Here is a 15,440-nt window from a genome sequence, read left to right as displayed (position 1 = left end):
ATCCTCTGCGGGACAACAATGACCTTTTTGGGAGCCTTGCCGTCCAGTGCCTTCTTTACCGCATCCAGCGTTAATACGGCAGCCTCGATATCAGAATTTCCTGCATCCCGTGGCACGGTTACATCAGCCCGCTTCTTCCCGTTGACCTGGACGGGCAGGGTGATGGTGTTTTCCACCAGCAAATCGGCCTCGATCGCCGGCCAAGGCTGCATGGAGACCAGCGTGTCGTGCCCCAGCGCCGCCCAGCATTCCTCGGCCAGGTGCGGCATCATCGGCGCAAAGAGCTGAACCAGGGTCTCCGCCGCCTCCCGAATCGCCCAGGCGAAATCCGGCGTGACATCGGCCGGGGCGGCGATGTCCCCGATCGCGGCCGAGAGGGCGTTGGAAAATTCGTAGATATGGGCGACGCAGCGGTTGAAGCGGAGCTTTTCGATGTCCTCGGAGACCTTGGCGAGAGCCCCATGCGCGGCCTTGCGCACCGTGACGGACCGTTCCGTGAACGCGGCCGGCCGCTCGGCGGGCGCCTTGGCCGCGATCTCCGAGGCCTCGTTGATCAGGCGCCACAGCCGCTGCACGAAGCGCCACGACCCCTGGACGCCTTCCTCGGTCCAGATCACGTCGCGCTCGGGCGGCGAATCGGACAGGACGAACCAGCGGGCGGTGTCGGCGCCATACGCGCCGATGATGTCGTCGGGGTCGACCGTGTTCTTCTTCGACTTCGACATCTTCTCGATCGAGCCGATCTCGATCGGCTCGCCGGTGGTCTTCAGCGTCGCCTTGCGGGTATCGCCTTCGGCGGCGATGACGACCTCGGACGGCATCACGTACTCGCCGTCCGCCTTGCGGTAGGTCTCGTGCACCACCATCCCTTGAGTGAACAGGCCGGCGAACGGCTCGTCGAGACCGGCGTGACCGGTCTTCTTCATCGCGCGGGTGAAGAAGCGGCTGTAGAGCAGATGCAGGATCGCGTGCTCGATGCCGCCGATATATTGATCGACCGGCAGCCAGCGATCGACGTCCTTGCGGCTGGTCGGTGCAGTCGCGATCCAGGGATCGGTGAAGCGGGCGAAATACCACGACGAATCGACGAACGTGTCCATGGTGTCGGTTTCGCGACGCGCCGGCTTGCCGCATGACGGGCACGGCACGTTCTTCCATGTCGGATGACGATCGAGCGGATTGCCGGGACGATCGAAGCTCACATCTTCCGGCAGCTTCACCGGCAGATCCTTTTTCGGCACCGGCACGATGCCGCACGCTTCGCAATGGATGATCGGGATCGGGCAGCCCCAATAGCGCTGCCGCGAAATACCCCAGTCGCGCAGCCGGAAATTCACCTGGCGCTGCGCAACCGCCTTGCCGTCGCGCAATTCGCTTTCGAGGCGGCGCGCCACCCGTTCCTTTGCATCGGCGATGGAAAGCCCGTTCAGGAAATGCGAATTGATCATCGTGCCGTCACCGTCATAGGCGGTGTCGGTGATGACGAAGGTCTTCGGGTCCTGTCCGGGCGGACACACCACGGGCACGTTTCCGAGCCCGTATTTGTTGACGAAATCAAGGTCGCGCTGATCGTGCGCCGGACAGCCGAAGATCGCGCCGGTGCCGTAATCCATCAGGATGAAGTTCGCGACATAGACCGGCAGCGTCCAGTTCGGATCGAGCGGATGGATCGCCTTGATGCCGGTGTCGAAGCCCATCTTCTCTGCGGTGTCGATGTCGGCTTGCGACGTACCGCGCCGCTTGCACTCCTCGACGAACGCCGCGAGCGCCGCATTCTTTGCAGCCGCAGCCTTGGCAAGCGGATGATCCGGCGCGATCGCCATGAACTTCGCGCCGAACAAGGTGTCCGGCCGCGTCGTGAAGACATTGAGTTCGGTTTCGCCGGATGGCGTCGTCTTCGGATCGAGTGCGAAGCGGATCAGCAATCCTTCCGAACGGCCGATCCAGTTGCGCTGCATGATGCGCACCTTCTCCGGCCAGCGGTCGAGCGTGTCGATCGCATCGAGCAGCTCCTGCGCATAATCGCTGATCTTGAAGAACCACTGCGTCAGCTCGCGCTGTTCGACCAGCGCGCCCGAGCGCCAGCCGCGCCCGTCGATCACCTGCTCGTTGGCGAGCACGGTCTGGTCGACCGGGTCCCAGTTCACCTTGCTCTGCTTGCGCTCGACGAGACCCGCTTCGAGAAAGTCGAGGAACATCGCCTGCTGATGTTTGTAGTAATCCGGGTCGCAGGTCGCGATCTCGCGCGCCCAGTCGAGCGACAGCCCCATCGATTGCAGCTGCGCTTTCATCGCGGCGATGTTCTGGTAGGTCCAGGACTTGGGATGGACCTTGCGCTCCATCGCGGCATTTTCCGCGGGCATGCCGAAGGCGTCCCATCCCATCGGATGCAGCACGCTGAAGCCCTTCGCGCGCTTGTAGCGCGCCACCACGTCGCCCATGGTGTAGTTGCGGACGTGCCCCATATGGATGCGCCCGGATGGGTAGGGGAACATCTCGAGGACGTAGTATTTCGGGCGCGGGTCGTCGTTCTTGGTCGCGAAGATGCCGTCGCGGTCCCAGGTCTTTTGCCAACGCGGCTCGGCGTCGCGGGCGTTGTAGCGCGAAGCAGTCATGAAGGGCTCAAAACACTCAGAAATCGGGCCGGACGTGCCACGAATCCGACTTGCCGGTCAACGGCGCGGCGTTGCGGCAAATGCGAATCACGGCCTTCCGGCTTGCGACCGCATTGGGGCACCGTTAGTGACCAGCCGAGGAGATCGGAGACGGTGAGCGAGACTGAAACCCACGACATTGCGGCCGGGCTGTCGGAGGTCCGGGCCAGGATCGCGGCGGCCTGCCGCGAGGCGGGCCGCGATCCGGCCTCGGTCGCGCTGATCGCCGTTTCCAAGACCTTCGGAGCCGATGCCATCGCGCCGGCGATAGCGGCGGGGCAGCGGGTCTTCGGCGAAAACCGGGTCCAGGAAACCAGGGCCAAATGGCCGGCGATCCGCGCGCACCATCCCGACCTGTCGCTGCACCTGATCGGCCCGCTCCAGTCCAACAAGGCGAAGGACGCGGTCGCGCTGTTCGACGCCATTCACTCCGTCGACCGGCCGAGTCTCTGCGAGGCCCTGGCGAAGGAGATCCAGAAGCAGGGGCGCTCGCCCTTGTTGTTTGCGCAGATCAATACCGGCGCAGAGCCACAGAAGGCCGGTATCCTGCCGGAAGACGCCGATGCATTCTTGCGGAGCTGCACGGCCGATTACGGGCTGACCATTTCCGGCCTGATGTGCATTCCCCCCTTCGACGAGGCGCCGGCGCCGCATTTCGCGCTCACCGCCAAGATCGCCGCGCGCAATGGACTGAAGCTTCTGTCGATGGGCATGAGCACGGATTTTGAGGCCGCGATTGCGTTCGGCGCGACTCACGTGCGTGTCGGCAGCGCGATATTCGGAACCCGGCCGCAGCACTGAGCGGTATCAACAGCGGGCCTCAATAAAAGAAGCTCCGCACCAGCCGGCGCGGAGCTTCCCTGATTCCGATCACTGCTGTCTGCAGAGTGATCCGGTTCGGATCAGCGGCAGACGCGAACCTTTCCGCGCGGACCCGCGGCCCAGAAGCAACGCGGACGCGGCGCAACAACGACCGCCCGCGGCGGCACGACCACCACGCCACGCTTCGGACGGCAGGCGCCACCCGGACCGCGGAACCAGCCGGGGCCGCAGCCGCCGGCCGTCTGGATCACGTCGGACGGCAGCTGCATCGATGCCGCCGGAGCCGCTGGAAATGCGTGCGCGGAAGCTGCAGCCAGCATCACGGCGCCGCCAAGCACCATCGAGGTGAGAAGTTTGCTCATTGGTAGCCTTTCAGTACGTCCGGACCGATTCCGGAAAACCCTTCCCCAACCCGAAGTGGCCGGGGAGGTCATGGGCCTCATTAGGCCGAGCTTGCTAAACGCAGGGTTACCGCCAGGCCTTGGGAGCGTCGGTCGAGGCCAGCGCCGCGCTGAGCGGCTGTTTGAGGAGACGAGCGCGCTGCAGGTCGGCCCCGCTTTCGAGGCCGCCCGGTTGCATCGGCGGCGTGTCGTCGCGCGGAAGGCCGATGTCGTAGCCATCGTCCTCAAAGAGCTTCTGACTCATGGTCGCGCTTCGCCAGCGCTCGATGACCGACGTGATCAGGTCGATCCCCGCATCCGCAGAAACCTGCGCGCTCTGTCCGACTTCGCTCGACGGCCGCAAATGTTCGGGCACGTTGCTGAAGGTCATCTGCATCGGCAGCGCGACGCCTGAACCGAACACGAAGGCTTCGCCGGTGCCGAGCGAGGGCACGAAGGTCAAAAGACTCGACGCGGCGTCCGACACCGCCGAGCGGATCAACATCTGATCCCTGTCATTGGCGAGCCTCATCACGAACAACGTGTTGCATTGAGAGATGATGTTGGGATCGATCTCGCAGGGCCGCTGCGTGATGAGGCCGAGGAACACACCGTATTTCCGGCCTTCCTTGGCAATGCGCGACAGCGCGCGACGCGTCGGCCCGAAGCCTCTTTTGATTTCCGCTGACGATGCGTAGCGGTGTGCCTCTTCGCATATGAACAGAAGCGGCGAGACACCATCGCTCCACAGTCCGAAATCGAAGGCCATGCGGCAGAGGACCGAGACAACCGAATCGACGACCTCTGCCGGAAACCCGGCGAGCTGCATCACGGTGACCGGCTTGCCGTTGGCTGGAAGACGGAACAGGTTCGAAATGATTTCCGCCATTGTGTCGCCGCCGACATTGGCGTTTTCGAACATGAAGGCGTAGCGCGGGTTGTTGCGGAAGGTCTGGATGCGCTGCATCAGCTTGAAATGATGCAAGCGAGAAGACCTGTTCTCGAGCTTACCCATGCGCTCGTCGATCAGTCCGAGCAGATCTTCGATGCGATAGGGTGCGGGTGTATCGGCAGTGAATCCCGCGCTCTTCGGATCGCGCTTCTTGGTCAGCGTCCGCTCGTGGGCGCTGCGGTATTGCAGATACGTGCCTTTGGCGATGGGAATGACTTCGGCGAGGATTTCGACTTCCTCGTTGACGCCGGGCCGTCCGCCGAAAAACGCGTCGACCGTTTCCTCGAAGGAGAACAGCCAGAACGGCAGTCGCAGATTGCGCGGGTTGAGCACTTGCGCCTTGTCGCCGAAACAGCGGCCATATTCGTTGTGCGGATCGACGAGGAAGATCCGCAGATCCGGCCGCGCCGCGAGCACCTGCTGCAGGATCACGGCAACGCCGCTCGACTTTCCGACGCCGGTCGTGCCGAGAATAGCGAAGTGCTTGTTGAGAAGCTCGTCGACGTCGATCAGCGCCCTGATGGAGCAGTCCTGCCGCAGCGTTCCGACATGCGCCGCCGCGCGCGTGTTGCCATAGATCAGTCGCAGGTCGTCATTGGTCATCAGCAGAACCGGATCGCCGATGACCGGATAATCGGTGACACCGCGTGAGAAGGTCGGTGTTCCGAAGCGCTCGTGCATTTCGCCGAACAGGTCGATCTGCGCGACGCTGCCACCGCGCCCGCCGGTCTGCTCGCACACTTCGGTGACCATGCCGATGATCACGCTTTCGGCGCCGACCACGCCGAGAAATTTTCCGACCGTCGCACGCGATGCGTCGCGGACGAGGTTTGCCGCCAGTTCAATCCTCGCGTTCGATCCGGCGACGGAGAGGACGCGCCCGATGATCTCGCGCTCTTGGGACGGCGCAGGCTGGGGTGTCTGTGTCGTGTGCATCGCAGATCAGATCGAGGAGGTATGCCCGCTTCCGATCTATCAGCCTGGCATCGCATTCCAATTAACGTGCACTCATCGGTGGAACTTGCGTTGCGATATTCTTAATCGATGGTGCAGGGAGGCGCGGCGGCAGTGACCTGCAATTTAGCTAATCTCGATCCAGGTCGCGGGAGACAGGCGCTCCAGCAATCGCAACAGGTCGCGCGGCCGCAGCGCCACGCAACCGGCGGTAGGTCCGAAATTCTCCCGCGCGATGTGGATGAAGACTGCGCTGCCACGGCCGGCGATTCGGGGCCGGTCGTTATGACTGATCTCGATGATGAGATCGTACAGCCCGTCCTCCCGCATCAGCCGGTCGCCCGGCTCTCCCGGCTCCCGCCGCACCCAGCGGTTGTAGCGGCGGTCGGCCGGGTCCTCGCTCCAGGCATCGGCCGGGCCGATCGGGCGGGCCGGCAGGGCGGTCCGGGGGCGGGTGATTCGGTCCCGCCGCCACCAGAGCCGCTTCAGGCGGTACCGGCCCCGCGGGGTTCCCCCGTCTCCCTCCCGCTTGTTGGCCAGAATGCCGCCGCGGCCCAGCGCCACGGGCAGGACCAGGGGTCCAGCCCTCAAAATGCCGCGTGATTTGGCTCCAGATCGGCGCCGGACTTGGATATGGTCGAGAATTCGGGACGCCATCGGGAACGGGAATGGTGGGTCGCGGATACCAGTCAGGCAAGTCTTGCTTGCCCTTACAACCTTCGATGCCCTATTTCGCCATAAATCGGTAAACTGCGGCCCTGGGGGGCCACCTGATGTCGAATGCCAGAAAGATACTGATTGTCGACGACGATGTGGAGCTGCGCGACACCCTGGTCGAGCAGCTCGCCTTGCACGAGGAGTTCGAGGCTGCGGCCGAGGACTCTGCCGCCAAGGGTATCCAGACGGCCAAGGACGGCCAGATCGACCTGATCATCATGGACGTCGGCTTGCCTGACATGGACGGCCGGGAGGCGGTCCGGGTGCTGCGCAAGAGCGGCTTCAAGGCGCCGATCATCATGCTGACCGGCCACGATACCGATTCGGACACCATCCTCGGGCTGGAATCCGGCGCGAATGACTATGTCACGAAGCCGTTCCGGTTCGCGGTCCTCCTCGCCCGAATCCGCGCGCAGCTGCGCCAGCACGAAGCGAGCGAGGACGCGGTCTTCACCATCGGGCCGTACAGCTTCCGCCCGAGCTCCAAGCTCCTTACCGGCCAGAAGGGCAACAAGGTCCGCCTGACCGAGAAGGAGACTGCGATCCTGCGCTATCTGTATCGCGCGGGGCAGCGGCCGGTGTCGCGCGAGACGCTGCTTCAGGAGGTCTGGGGCTACAATTCGGGCGTCACGACGCACACGCTCGAAACGCACGTCTATCGTCTTCGACAGAAGGTCGAGAAAGATGCCGCTAATCCGTCGATCCTGGTGACGGATGCCGGCGGCTATAAGCTGGTGCCTTAATGCGTGGGCTTCGGGGCGCGGGTATAAAGCCCGTGCTCCGATGACCCACAGAAACCGCGCCAATGACCATCGACGATGACATTGCGGTCCTGGAGCAGGTGCCAATGCTGCGAGCGTTGGGCCGCGGTCCGCTTCGCCTGATCGCACTCGGCGCCGAAGCGCGTGAAATTGCGCCGGGTGAAGTGCTGTTTCGTCCCGGCGAACGGGTCGATTCCGCTTACGTCGTGCAGGACGGCGCTTTTCAGCTCAGCGCCGATCCCGAAAAGCCGGGCCCTACGCTCGACGCCGGGCCGGGGACGATGCTCGGCGAGTTCGCCATCCTGGCGGAGAGTGCGAAGCCGCTCTGCGCCAAAGCGATGGTGGCGAGCACGGTCATCCGGATTCCGCGCAGCATGTTCCTGAAAATCCTCGAGGACGATGCCGGCGCCGCGATGCGCCTGCGCGACTATGTTGCGCAGCGCACGAGGGAATCGATCGCGGGGGTGCTCGAAATTCGGTACGCGCTCGATCCCGAGGATCAGAGCTAGGGCGGCTCATTTCTTGATCGCCGCGCAGCCGATCACACCTCAACCGTCGCGGTGACCGGGACGTGATCGGACGGCTGCGCCCAGCCGCGTGCTTCCTTGGCGATGCGAATGCCCGACACGCGATCCATCAGGCCGGGCGAAACCCACATGTGGTCGAGCCGCCGGCCCTTGTCCGCCGCCTTCCAGTCCGGCGAACGATAGCTCCACCATGTGTAGAGCTTCTGCGGCTCGGGCACCAATTCGCGCATGGCGTCGACCCAGCCGCCGTCCTTCTGCGCGGCATTGAGCTTCTCGGTTTCGATCGGCGTGTGTGAGACGACGTCGAGCAGCTGCTTGTGACTCCACACATCATGCTCGCGCGGCGCGACATTGAGATCGCCGAGCAGGATCGCGCGCGCATGACCGTTGACGTGAACGTCATGACACGAGCGCATCTCGTCGAGGAAAGACAGCTTGTGCCGGAATTTCGGATTGACCTCGGGATCGGGAACGTCACCGCCTGCCGGCACATAGAGATTGTGCACGACGATCTGATCTTTCAGACCGGCCCGCTCACCGATCGTCACCGAGATATGGCGGGAATCGTTGACCCCGCAAAAGCCGCGCTTGCTGGTCTCGTCGAACGGAAGCCGCGAGAGCACGGCGACGCCGTGATAGCCTTTCTGGCCGTTGATCGCGACATGCTCGTAACCAAGCCGCTTGAACCGCTTGAGCGGAAACTTGTCGTCCGGACATTTGGTTTCCTGAAGGCAGAGGATATCAGGACGTTCGGACTTGATGAATTTGGCCACCAAATCGATGCGAAAGCGCACCGAATTGACATTCCAGGTTGTGATTTTCAGTGCCATGTCTGCTTAATAGGGCGCGCCATACCGGATTTCCAGCCGCAGTGGCGGTTATGCCCGGTCAGTCTCTGGTGTTGTCACGATCGAAGGACGGGAGAGCACGGTGGAGAATAAAAGACCCAGCATCGTCATTGTCGGCGGCGGCTTTGCCGGTCTCGAATGCGCCCGGGCGCTGGAGCGTGCGCCTGTGGATATCGTGCTGGTCGACCGGCAGAACCATCACTGCTTCCAGCCGCTGCTCTATCAGGTGGCGACCGCCGCGCTGTCCCCTGCCGACATCGCCTGGCCGATCCGCGCGATCCTGAGCCGGCAGGACAATCTGCGCGTGGCGATGGCGAAGGTGACGGCGGTCGATACGGAATGCCAATGCGTGCAGGCCGGCCCGCTTTCGTTGCCCTATGATTATCTCGTGCTCGCCTCCGGCGTAACGCACGCCTATTTCGGACACGATGAATGGTCGGCCGCTGCGCCGGGGCTGAAGACCATCGAGGATGCGCGGGAGATTCGCGCACGTTTTCTGCTCGCCTTCGAAGAGGCCGAGATCGCCGCCGACGCCGACGCACGGCGCAAGCTTCTGACCTTCATTGTTGTCGGCGGCGGCCCGACCGGCGTCGAAATGGCCGGCGCGATGGCGGAAGTCGCGCATGAAACGCTGCGCGCCGATTTCCGGCGCATCGATCCGCGCGCGTCCCGCATCGTGCTGATCGAAGCCGGTCCCCGCATTCTTCCGGCGCTGCCGGAAAATCTGTCGCGCTATGCGAGGACCACGCTGGAGACGATGGGAGTCGAGGTGAAAGTCGACACTCGCGTCACCGATTGCACGCGCGATGGCGTGACGCTCGGCGACGGCACGCGGATCGATGCATCGACGATCGTCTGGGCCGCGGGTGTCGTGGCTTCGCCGGGTGCGCAATGGATCGATGCGGAACATGATCGCGCGGGGCGCATCGTGGTCAATGCCGATCTGTCGGTGCCGAAGCTGCCGAATGTGTTCGTCGCCGGCGATCTCGCGTCGGTGTCGGGTGAACACATTCCGGGCATCGCACCGGCAGCGAAGCAAATGGGCCGCTATATCGGACGCCAGCTTGCAGAACGCGCGCAAGGCCGCGAGACCAAGGCGCCGTTTCAGTATCGGCATGCCGGCGATCTCGCCACCATCGGACGCCGTGCCGCGGTGGTGAAGATGGGGCGTTTCGAACTCACGGGCTTTCTGGCCTGGGTGTTCTGGGGCGTGGCCCACGTCTATTTCTTGATTGGCCTGCGCAACCGCTTCGTCGTTGCGGTGACATGGCTGTGGAGCTGGCTCACCTTCCGGCGTGGCGCGCGGCTGATTTCGGCAGCGGAGGAGTGATTTCATTCCGGGACGCGCGTTGGCGCGGACCCGGAATCCAGCGTGGCTTGCTCGGTGTTGGCACTGGATTCCGGGTTCGCGAGCCGTGCTCGCGCTCCGGAATGACGCGAAGCGTTCAGTGCATCCGCTCGTAATCGATCTTGAACAGAGCCGGATCGAGCTTCTTGGTCATGTCGAGATTATAGATCGCGACGGTGGTGTCGAAGCCCTGCGGGTCGGTGACCGTCCACTGTTTCAGGGTGAGATCCTTGGCGTCGAACATCAGCATCAGCTTGTGCTTGCCGCCGAGTGTCTGCTTCTCTTCGATGACGACGGTGGAGAAGATGTCGTCCGAATAGACGCCGACCACATTGGTGTCGCGCAACAGATCGACCTTGTCGGCGAGCAGGAAACGCAGCGGGGTCTGACCGAGCGGATAGAGATCCTGCGTCGCCAGCCGGCGGTCGCGCACGACGAGCGACGTGCCGTCGGCGATCAGCTGCACCGGGCTCGGATCGTCGTATTCGAAACGCAGCTTGCCGGGCTTCTGCAGGAACAGATCGCCGGTGGTCTTGCGGCCATCGGGACCGACCTGAACGAATTTCCCGACCACCTGCCGCATGCCGGAGAGATATTGCGAAATACGATCGACCAGCGCGCGCTGCTTGCCATCGAACGCCGTCGTTTCACCGGGCTTGCCGACGGCGGCATTGGGCCGGACCGGCGTGGGGAAGGGTCCGACCGTGCCGGGCGGGGTTGGCCGCGCCTGAGCGACGACGATGGCGCCGGAGGCGCCTGATGGGTGGGCTGATGGGGCCGATTGCGCCGCGGCCGCGGACACAACCAGGGAGCCGGCGAGGAGACCGGATAAAGCGGCGGCACAGAAATTCGGCAGCGTCCGCATCATTCTTTCGACTCCCCCTGCGCAAGGCATCTGGCCCGGGCGATGATGGTTGACGGCCCCCTTTTCCGAGTTAATCCGCATGGGGCCGATTCTCAATACTTGCTTACGCCGATCGCGGGATCGCCCGATCACAAAGCGCACCCGCTTCCGTTACTGAAGGTTGGGGAAAATCGCATTTCGGCCTGATTCCCGAGGGGCCTCATCCGAACCGGCTGGCCCCTTCCTCGATCAGGATTTCCCGCTTTCCGGCATGGTTGGCCTGTCCGACCACTCCCTCCTGCTCCATCCGCTCCATCAGCGAGGCGGCGCGATTATAACCGATCTGCAGCCGGCGCTGAATGTAGCTGGTGGAGGCCTTGCGGTCGCGCAGCACGACCTCGACAGCCTGCTGGTAGAGATCCTTCTCCGCGCCCATCCCGGTATTGTCGAACACCGCGCCGTCTGCGTCTTCCTGCTCGTCGCGGGTGACTTCCTCGAGATATTGCGGGACGCCCTGCGACTTGAGGTGCCGCACCACTTTCTCCACCTCGTCGTCCGCGACGAATGGACCATGGACGCGGCTGATGCGGCCGCCGCCGGCCATGTAGAGCATGTCGCCCTGACCGAGCAGTTGTTCGGCGCCCTGTTCGCCGAGGATGGTACGGCTGTCGATCTTCGAGGTGACCTGGAACGAGATGCGGGTCGGGAAATTCGCCTTGATGGTGCCGGTGATGACGTCGACCGAAGGCCGCTGCGTCGCCAGCACGACATGGATGCCGGCGGCGCGCGCCATCTGCGCAAGCCGCTGGATCGCGCCTTCGATATCCTTGCCCGCGACCATCATCAGGTCGGCCATTTCGTCGACGATCACGACGAGATAGGGAAGCTCCTCGAATTCAAGCTCCTCCTTCTCGTAGATCGCCTCGCCGGTTTCCTTGTCGTAGCCGGTATGAACGGTGCGCGTGAGGGTTTCGCCCTTCGCCTTGGCTTCCTTGACGCGCGTGTTGTAACCGTCGATGTTGCGCACGCCGAGCTTCGACATCTTCTTGTAGCGCTCTTCCATCTCGCGCACGGCCCATTTGAGCGCGACGACGGCTTTCTTCGGATCGGTCACGACCGGCGTCAGAAGATGCGGAATGCCGTCATAGACCGACAATTCGAGCATCTTCGGATCGATCATGATCAGGCGGCATTGATCCGGCCGCAGCTTGTAAAGCAGCGATAGCAGCATCGTGTTGATTGCGACCGATTTGCCGGAGCCGGTGGTGCCGGCGATCAACAGATGCGGCATGCGCGCAAGATCGACGACCACCGGTTCGCCGCCGATGGTCTTGCCAAGGCACAGCGGCAGCTTGGCCGGCGTGTTGGCATATTCCTGCGAGGCCAGCATCTCGCGGAAATAAACCTTCTCGCGGAATTCGTTCGGCAGCTCGATGCCGATGGCATTTCGGCCCGGCACCACGGCGACGCGCGCCGAGACCGCGCTCATCGAGCGCGCGATGTCGTCGGCCAAGCCGATCACGCGCGATGACTTGATGCCCGGCGCCGGCTCGAGTTCGTACAAGGTCACCACGGGCCCCGGCCGGGCGTTGATGATCTCGCCCTTGACGCCGAAATCCTCCAGCACGCTTTCGAGGGCTTCGGCACGTTCTTCGATTTCTTCGGAGCTGAGCGCTGCGCGGTCGCTTGCCTTCGGAGCCGCAAGCAGGTTGAGCGATGGAAGGGTAAAGGCGCCGCCGCGTTTTCCTTTCGGCTGCGGCTGAACGCGGACCTTGCGCGGCTTCGGCGCCGGCTCGTCCTGTTCTTCTTCTTCTTCCTCGTCTTCCTCCTCGTCGTCCTCGAAGCTGTCGTAATCCTCTTCTTCGGTGGCGTCGTCATCCATGCGCGGTTCGGCGCGCGCGGGGGCCGCCGTTGGCCGTGTAAGCGGCCGCGCTGCAAGCTCTTCGTCTCCGGACAACCGGCGCCGGATGAACAGTGAGATGCGCGCCCGTGCACTGAGCAGGAGATGCGTCAGCCAGCCGAGCGAGATGGAGCCACGCTCCTCGTCTTCCTCGAACGCCTCGGCCTCGCGGTGAATGTCCTCGGCCAGGTCGGAGCTCTTGCGGAGGCCGAAGCCAAGCACGATCGCGATCGTCGCGAGCGCACCGGCGCCCATGATGCTTGCCAGCACGAGGCGGCTCGTGCCCGACAGCGAGCCGCCGAGCAGGACAAGCGGTGCCTTCAGGATCGCGTCACCGGTGACCCCGCCCATCCCGGCCGGAAGCGGCCAGCCCGAGGTGCGCGGCAGGCAGGAGGCGAAGGCGGCACCGAGTACGAGCGCGCCGATCCAGTATAACGCGCGCATCCAGCGCCGGCCTGGCGTCCGATGCGTCACCAGCCGCCATCCCCAAACCGCGATCGGCAACACCAGCACAATCGACGCCAGCCCGAACAGCTGGATCGCGAGATCGGCAAAGCTCGCGCCGGTCCGGCCGAGCCAGTTGCGCACCGGCGCATCGGTCGCATGGCTCAGACTCGGGTCCTGCACCGACCATGTGGCAAGCGCGATCGTCAGCAACAGCGCGATCAGCAGCAGGGCAATTCCGAGAACCTCTCCGACACGCTTGCGAATGGCATTGCGCAAATCGTCGGAGAGAAAATCGAAACGGTCGAGTCCACGGTGACTAATGGCCGGCATGCGCGTCACCCGAGAACCGAGACGAGGCGATGCAGCGCCTCGGCCGTGGTGGCGTTGTCATGCACCATGGCGACGCGAATGTAATCGCGGCCGGGATTGCTGCCGTCGCCTTGCGTGAAAGATGCGTATTCACCCGGCAGCACGCGAACCCCGGCCTCGCGCCAAAGCCGCTCGGCCGCGACAACGCTGCCGCCTTGCTCCGCGACGTTCAGCCAAAGAAAAAAGCCGCCGGCAGGGCGCTTGTATCCATAGCGATCGCCGATGATCTGGTCGGCGAGATCGAATTTCTGGGCGTAGAGTTTGCGGTTCTCGATCACATGCATTTCGTCGTCGAGCGCCGCTGCGGCGACGGCCTGGGCCGGCATCGGCACCTGCGGCGCGGCGTTGTTGCGATATTCAAGGAAGCGGGCGAGAAAGTTACGATCGCCGGCAACGAAGCCGACGCGCAGACCGGGCAGGTTCGACCGCTTCGAGAGCGAGTTGAAAGCGACGACGTTGGCGTAATCGGGGCCGCCGACTTCCAGGATGCCGGTCGGCTTGTCGCCGAAATAGATTTCCGAATAGCACTCGTCGGAAAACACCATGAAGTCGTGTTTGCGCGCGAGCGTCACGAGGCGCGCGAGATAATCGCGGCTCGCGACCGATCCTTGCGGATTGGAGGGCGAAGCGATGTAAAGGGCGACGGTGCGCGCCAGCAGTGCGTCGTCGAGCGCATCGAGATCGGGGAGAAAGCCGTTCGCCGCGGTGGCCGGCAGATAGACGGTTTCGCAATGCGAGGCCGACGCGCCCGCGGAATACGCGCCATAGCAGGGATTGGGAACGAGGATCGCCGGTGTTCCGGCGCGCGGCGGCGCGTTGCGGGAGGCAGCGATCGCGGCGAGGAACAGGCCCTCGCGCGTGCCGTTCAGCACCAGCACATCGGTTTCCGGGTCGATTGCGCGCGGCAGGTCGTAGCGCCGCGCGAGCCAGCCCGCGGCGGCCTTGCGGAAAAGGTCGGTGCCCTTGTTCGCGGGATAGCGTCCAAGATCGGCGATATGCTGAGCGAAAACCGGACCGGCGAAGGCAGGCACCGGATGCTGCGGTTCGCCGACCGCGCAATTGATTGGCGGTTGCCCCGGCTGGATCGGCGCCAGCAGGTCGTTGAGACGCGCGAAGGCCGAGCGGCTTTGCGCGCGTGCTTCGACGGTCCGCGCGGACGACGGAGACGGTTCGCGGTCGGCGGCATTCATGAACATCACGCGCATTTCGGCCGGATTACTTGACGCTGCCGGAGCCTAGGCGGCGCTGGTTAAGGTCCGATTAACCATCGGCAGGCGGCCGGTCCGTTCGAGCGAGGCCGCAAGTTTCTTAAATTCCGCTCGGAACTTCGTCCGCCGCGCGGCGGTTGGCCAACGTCGATCGAGTTGGCGTTCGTCTCCCGCCGAGACAAGCCCTTACCGCGGAACACAACCATGACTGACACTTACGGACGAGAAGCCCCGGATCCCTTTACATCCGGGTCATATCAGCGTGGTCGTTCGCAACACGACGGTCGCGCGCGCGATTCATTCCTTGATTCGGAGGGCGGAACCAGAGACCGCCTCCGCGGCTTCGCCAACCGGCAAAAAGATATCGGCGTCGACAAGATGGCCGGTTTCGCCGAAGCCGCTCATAAGGCCGCCGATGCGCTCGGCGAACAGAATTCAGGGATGGCCGACCTGATTCATGAAGCCGCCGACGGACTGAGCCGCGCCTCGGAGGATCTTCGAGGACGCGACGTGAGCGAGCTTTACCGTTCGCTCAACGATTTCGCGCGCCGGCAGCCACTGACTTTCTTCGCGTGCTCGTTCGCCGCGGGCGTTCTGCTGTCGCGTTTCCTCAAGAGCTCGAGCGACGGCGACCGCAGAACGTCGCAGCATCACCATCAGGGCGACGAACAACAATATCACCCCTCGCCCAGTCTTTAGCGGAGCAACA

13 protein-coding genes are annotated in these 15,440 nt (G+C 63.9%); 5 read left to right on the top strand and 8 right to left on the bottom strand.

Annotated features, from left to right (window positions below):
* The coding region (gene leuS, locus VN004_RS12430) for a leucine--tRNA ligase (RefSeq protein WP_325610442.1) at positions 1–2,615 on the bottom strand (2,615 nt) is incomplete at its 3' end.
* A 153-nt stretch (positions 2,616–2,768) separates the two neighbouring features.
* Here leuS and VN004_RS12425 point away from each other — a divergent pair.
* The gene (locus VN004_RS12425; protein WP_414710286.1) at positions 2,769–3,455 is read left to right on the top strand and encodes a YggS family pyridoxal phosphate-dependent enzyme; all 687 of its coding nucleotides are present in this window, start codon (positions 2,769–2,771) and stop codon (positions 3,453–3,455) included.
* A 101-nt stretch (positions 3,456–3,556) separates the two neighbouring features.
* Here VN004_RS12425 and VN004_RS12420 read toward each other — a convergent pair whose 3' ends face one another.
* The 3 genes from VN004_RS12420 to VN004_RS12410 all read right to left on the bottom strand — a co-directional run bounded on the left by VN004_RS12420 (position 3,557) and on the right by VN004_RS12410 (position 6,419).
* A complete protein-coding gene (locus VN004_RS12420) occupies positions 3,557–3,838 on the bottom strand; it encodes a GCG_CRPN prefix-to-repeats domain-containing protein (RefSeq protein WP_325610439.1) in 282 nt (93 codons plus the stop codon).
* Between the two features lie 106 nt (positions 3,839–3,944).
* A complete protein-coding gene (locus tag VN004_RS12415; RefSeq protein WP_325610436.1) occupies positions 3,945–5,744 on the bottom strand; it encodes an ATP-binding protein in 1,800 nt (599 codons plus the stop codon).
* Positions 5,745–5,888: 144 nt separating this feature from the next.
* The gene (locus VN004_RS12410; protein ID WP_325610434.1) at positions 5,889–6,419 is read right to left on the bottom strand and encodes a L,D-transpeptidase family protein; all 531 of its coding nucleotides are present in this window, start codon (positions 6,417–6,419) and stop codon (positions 5,889–5,891) included.
* A gap of 116 nt (positions 6,420–6,535) precedes the next feature.
* On the opposite strand from VN004_RS12410, the gene VN004_RS12405 reads away from it, so the two are divergent.
* Together VN004_RS12405 and VN004_RS12400 are read left to right on the top strand one after the other, a co-directional pair.
* Complete coding sequence (locus VN004_RS12405; protein ID WP_325610432.1) at positions 6,536–7,222, top strand: response regulator transcription factor; 687 nt, start codon at positions 6,536–6,538, stop codon at positions 7,220–7,222.
* A gap of 62 nt (positions 7,223–7,284) precedes the next feature.
* The gene (locus VN004_RS12400; RefSeq protein ID WP_325610430.1) at positions 7,285–7,749 is read left to right on the top strand and encodes a Crp/Fnr family transcriptional regulator; all 465 of its coding nucleotides are present in this window, start codon (positions 7,285–7,287) and stop codon (positions 7,747–7,749) included.
* Positions 7,750–7,781: 32 nt separating this feature from the next.
* On the opposite strand, the gene VN004_RS12395 is transcribed toward VN004_RS12400, so the two are convergent.
* Positions 7,782–8,597 (bottom strand): exodeoxyribonuclease III, encoded by an 816-nt coding sequence (locus tag VN004_RS12395; RefSeq protein ID WP_325610427.1) that lies wholly within the window; start codon positions 8,595–8,597, stop codon positions 7,782–7,784.
* A gap of 100 nt (positions 8,598–8,697) precedes the next feature.
* Here VN004_RS12395 and VN004_RS12390 point away from each other — a divergent pair, with 100 nt between their 5' ends.
* Positions 8,698–9,945 carry an NAD(P)/FAD-dependent oxidoreductase gene (locus tag VN004_RS12390; RefSeq protein ID WP_325610425.1) on the top strand — a complete coding sequence of 416 codons (1,248 nt, stop codon included), beginning with the start codon at positions 8,698–8,700 and terminating at the stop codon, positions 9,943–9,945.
* Between the two features lie 115 nt (positions 9,946–10,060).
* On the opposite strand, the gene VN004_RS12385 is transcribed toward VN004_RS12390, so the two are convergent.
* The 3 genes from VN004_RS12385 to VN004_RS12375 all read right to left on the bottom strand — a co-directional run bounded on the left by VN004_RS12385 (position 10,061) and on the right by VN004_RS12375 (position 14,719).
* On the bottom strand, positions 10,061–10,831 hold the full coding sequence (locus tag VN004_RS12385; RefSeq protein ID WP_325610423.1) for an outer membrane lipoprotein carrier protein LolA: 771 nt from the start codon (positions 10,829–10,831) through the stop codon (positions 10,061–10,063).
* Between the two features lie 196 nt (positions 10,832–11,027).
* Positions 11,028–13,484 (bottom strand): DNA translocase FtsK, encoded by a 2,457-nt coding sequence (locus tag VN004_RS12380; RefSeq protein ID WP_325610421.1) that lies wholly within the window; start codon positions 13,482–13,484, stop codon positions 11,028–11,030.
* A 5-nt stretch (positions 13,485–13,489) separates the two neighbouring features.
* On the bottom strand, positions 13,490–14,719 hold the full coding sequence (locus VN004_RS12375; RefSeq protein WP_325610446.1) for an aminotransferase class I/II-fold pyridoxal phosphate-dependent enzyme: 1,230 nt from the start codon (positions 14,717–14,719) through the stop codon (positions 13,490–13,492).
* Positions 14,720–14,887: 168 nt separating this feature from the next.
* Here VN004_RS12375 and VN004_RS12370 point away from each other — a divergent pair, with 168 nt between their 5' ends.
* Positions 14,888–15,430: a hypothetical protein gene (locus tag VN004_RS12370; RefSeq protein ID WP_325610419.1), complete on the top strand. Its 543-nt coding sequence runs from the start codon at positions 14,888–14,890 to the stop codon at positions 15,428–15,430.
* Positions 15,431–15,440: the final 10 nt, after the last annotated feature.

Origin of the sequence: Pseudorhodoplanes sp. (assembly GCF_035565855.1) — a bacterium.
Taxonomy (GTDB): domain Bacteria; phylum Pseudomonadota; class Alphaproteobacteria; order Rhizobiales; family Xanthobacteraceae; genus Pseudorhodoplanes.
The sequence above is the reverse complement of the archived record's forward strand: the minus strand, read 5'-3'. Positions and strand labels throughout refer to the sequence as shown.

Excerpts from the sequence above, each read along its gene's own strand:
- VN004_RS12420 (WP_325610439.1), bottom strand. The coding sequence starts at position 3,838 with ATGAGCAAACTTCTCACCTCGATGGTGCTTGGCGGCGCCGTGATGCTG.
- VN004_RS12415 (WP_325610436.1), bottom strand. The coding sequence starts at position 5,744 with ATGCACACGACACAGACACCCCAGCCTGCGCCGTCCCAAGAGCGCGAG.
- VN004_RS12410 (WP_325610434.1), bottom strand. The coding sequence starts at position 6,419 with ATGGCGTCCCGAATTCTCGACCATATCCAAGTCCGGCGCCGATCTGGA.
- VN004_RS12405 (WP_325610432.1), top strand. The coding sequence starts at position 6,536 with ATGTCGAATGCCAGAAAGATACTGATTGTCGACGACGATGTGGAGCTG.
- VN004_RS12400 (WP_325610430.1), top strand. The coding sequence starts at position 7,285 with ATGACCATCGACGATGACATTGCGGTCCTGGAGCAGGTGCCAATGCTG.
- VN004_RS12395 (WP_325610427.1), bottom strand. The coding sequence starts at position 8,597 with ATGGCACTGAAAATCACAACCTGGAATGTCAATTCGGTGCGCTTTCGC.
- VN004_RS12385 (WP_325610423.1), bottom strand. The coding sequence starts at position 10,831 with ATGATGCGGACGCTGCCGAATTTCTGTGCCGCCGCTTTATCCGGTCTC.
- VN004_RS12380 (WP_325610421.1), bottom strand. The coding sequence starts at position 13,484 with ATGCCGGCCATTAGTCACCGTGGACTCGACCGTTTCGATTTTCTCTCC.
- VN004_RS12375 (WP_325610446.1), bottom strand. The coding sequence starts at position 14,719 with ATGTTCATGAATGCCGCCGACCGCGAACCGTCTCCGTCGTCCGCGCGG.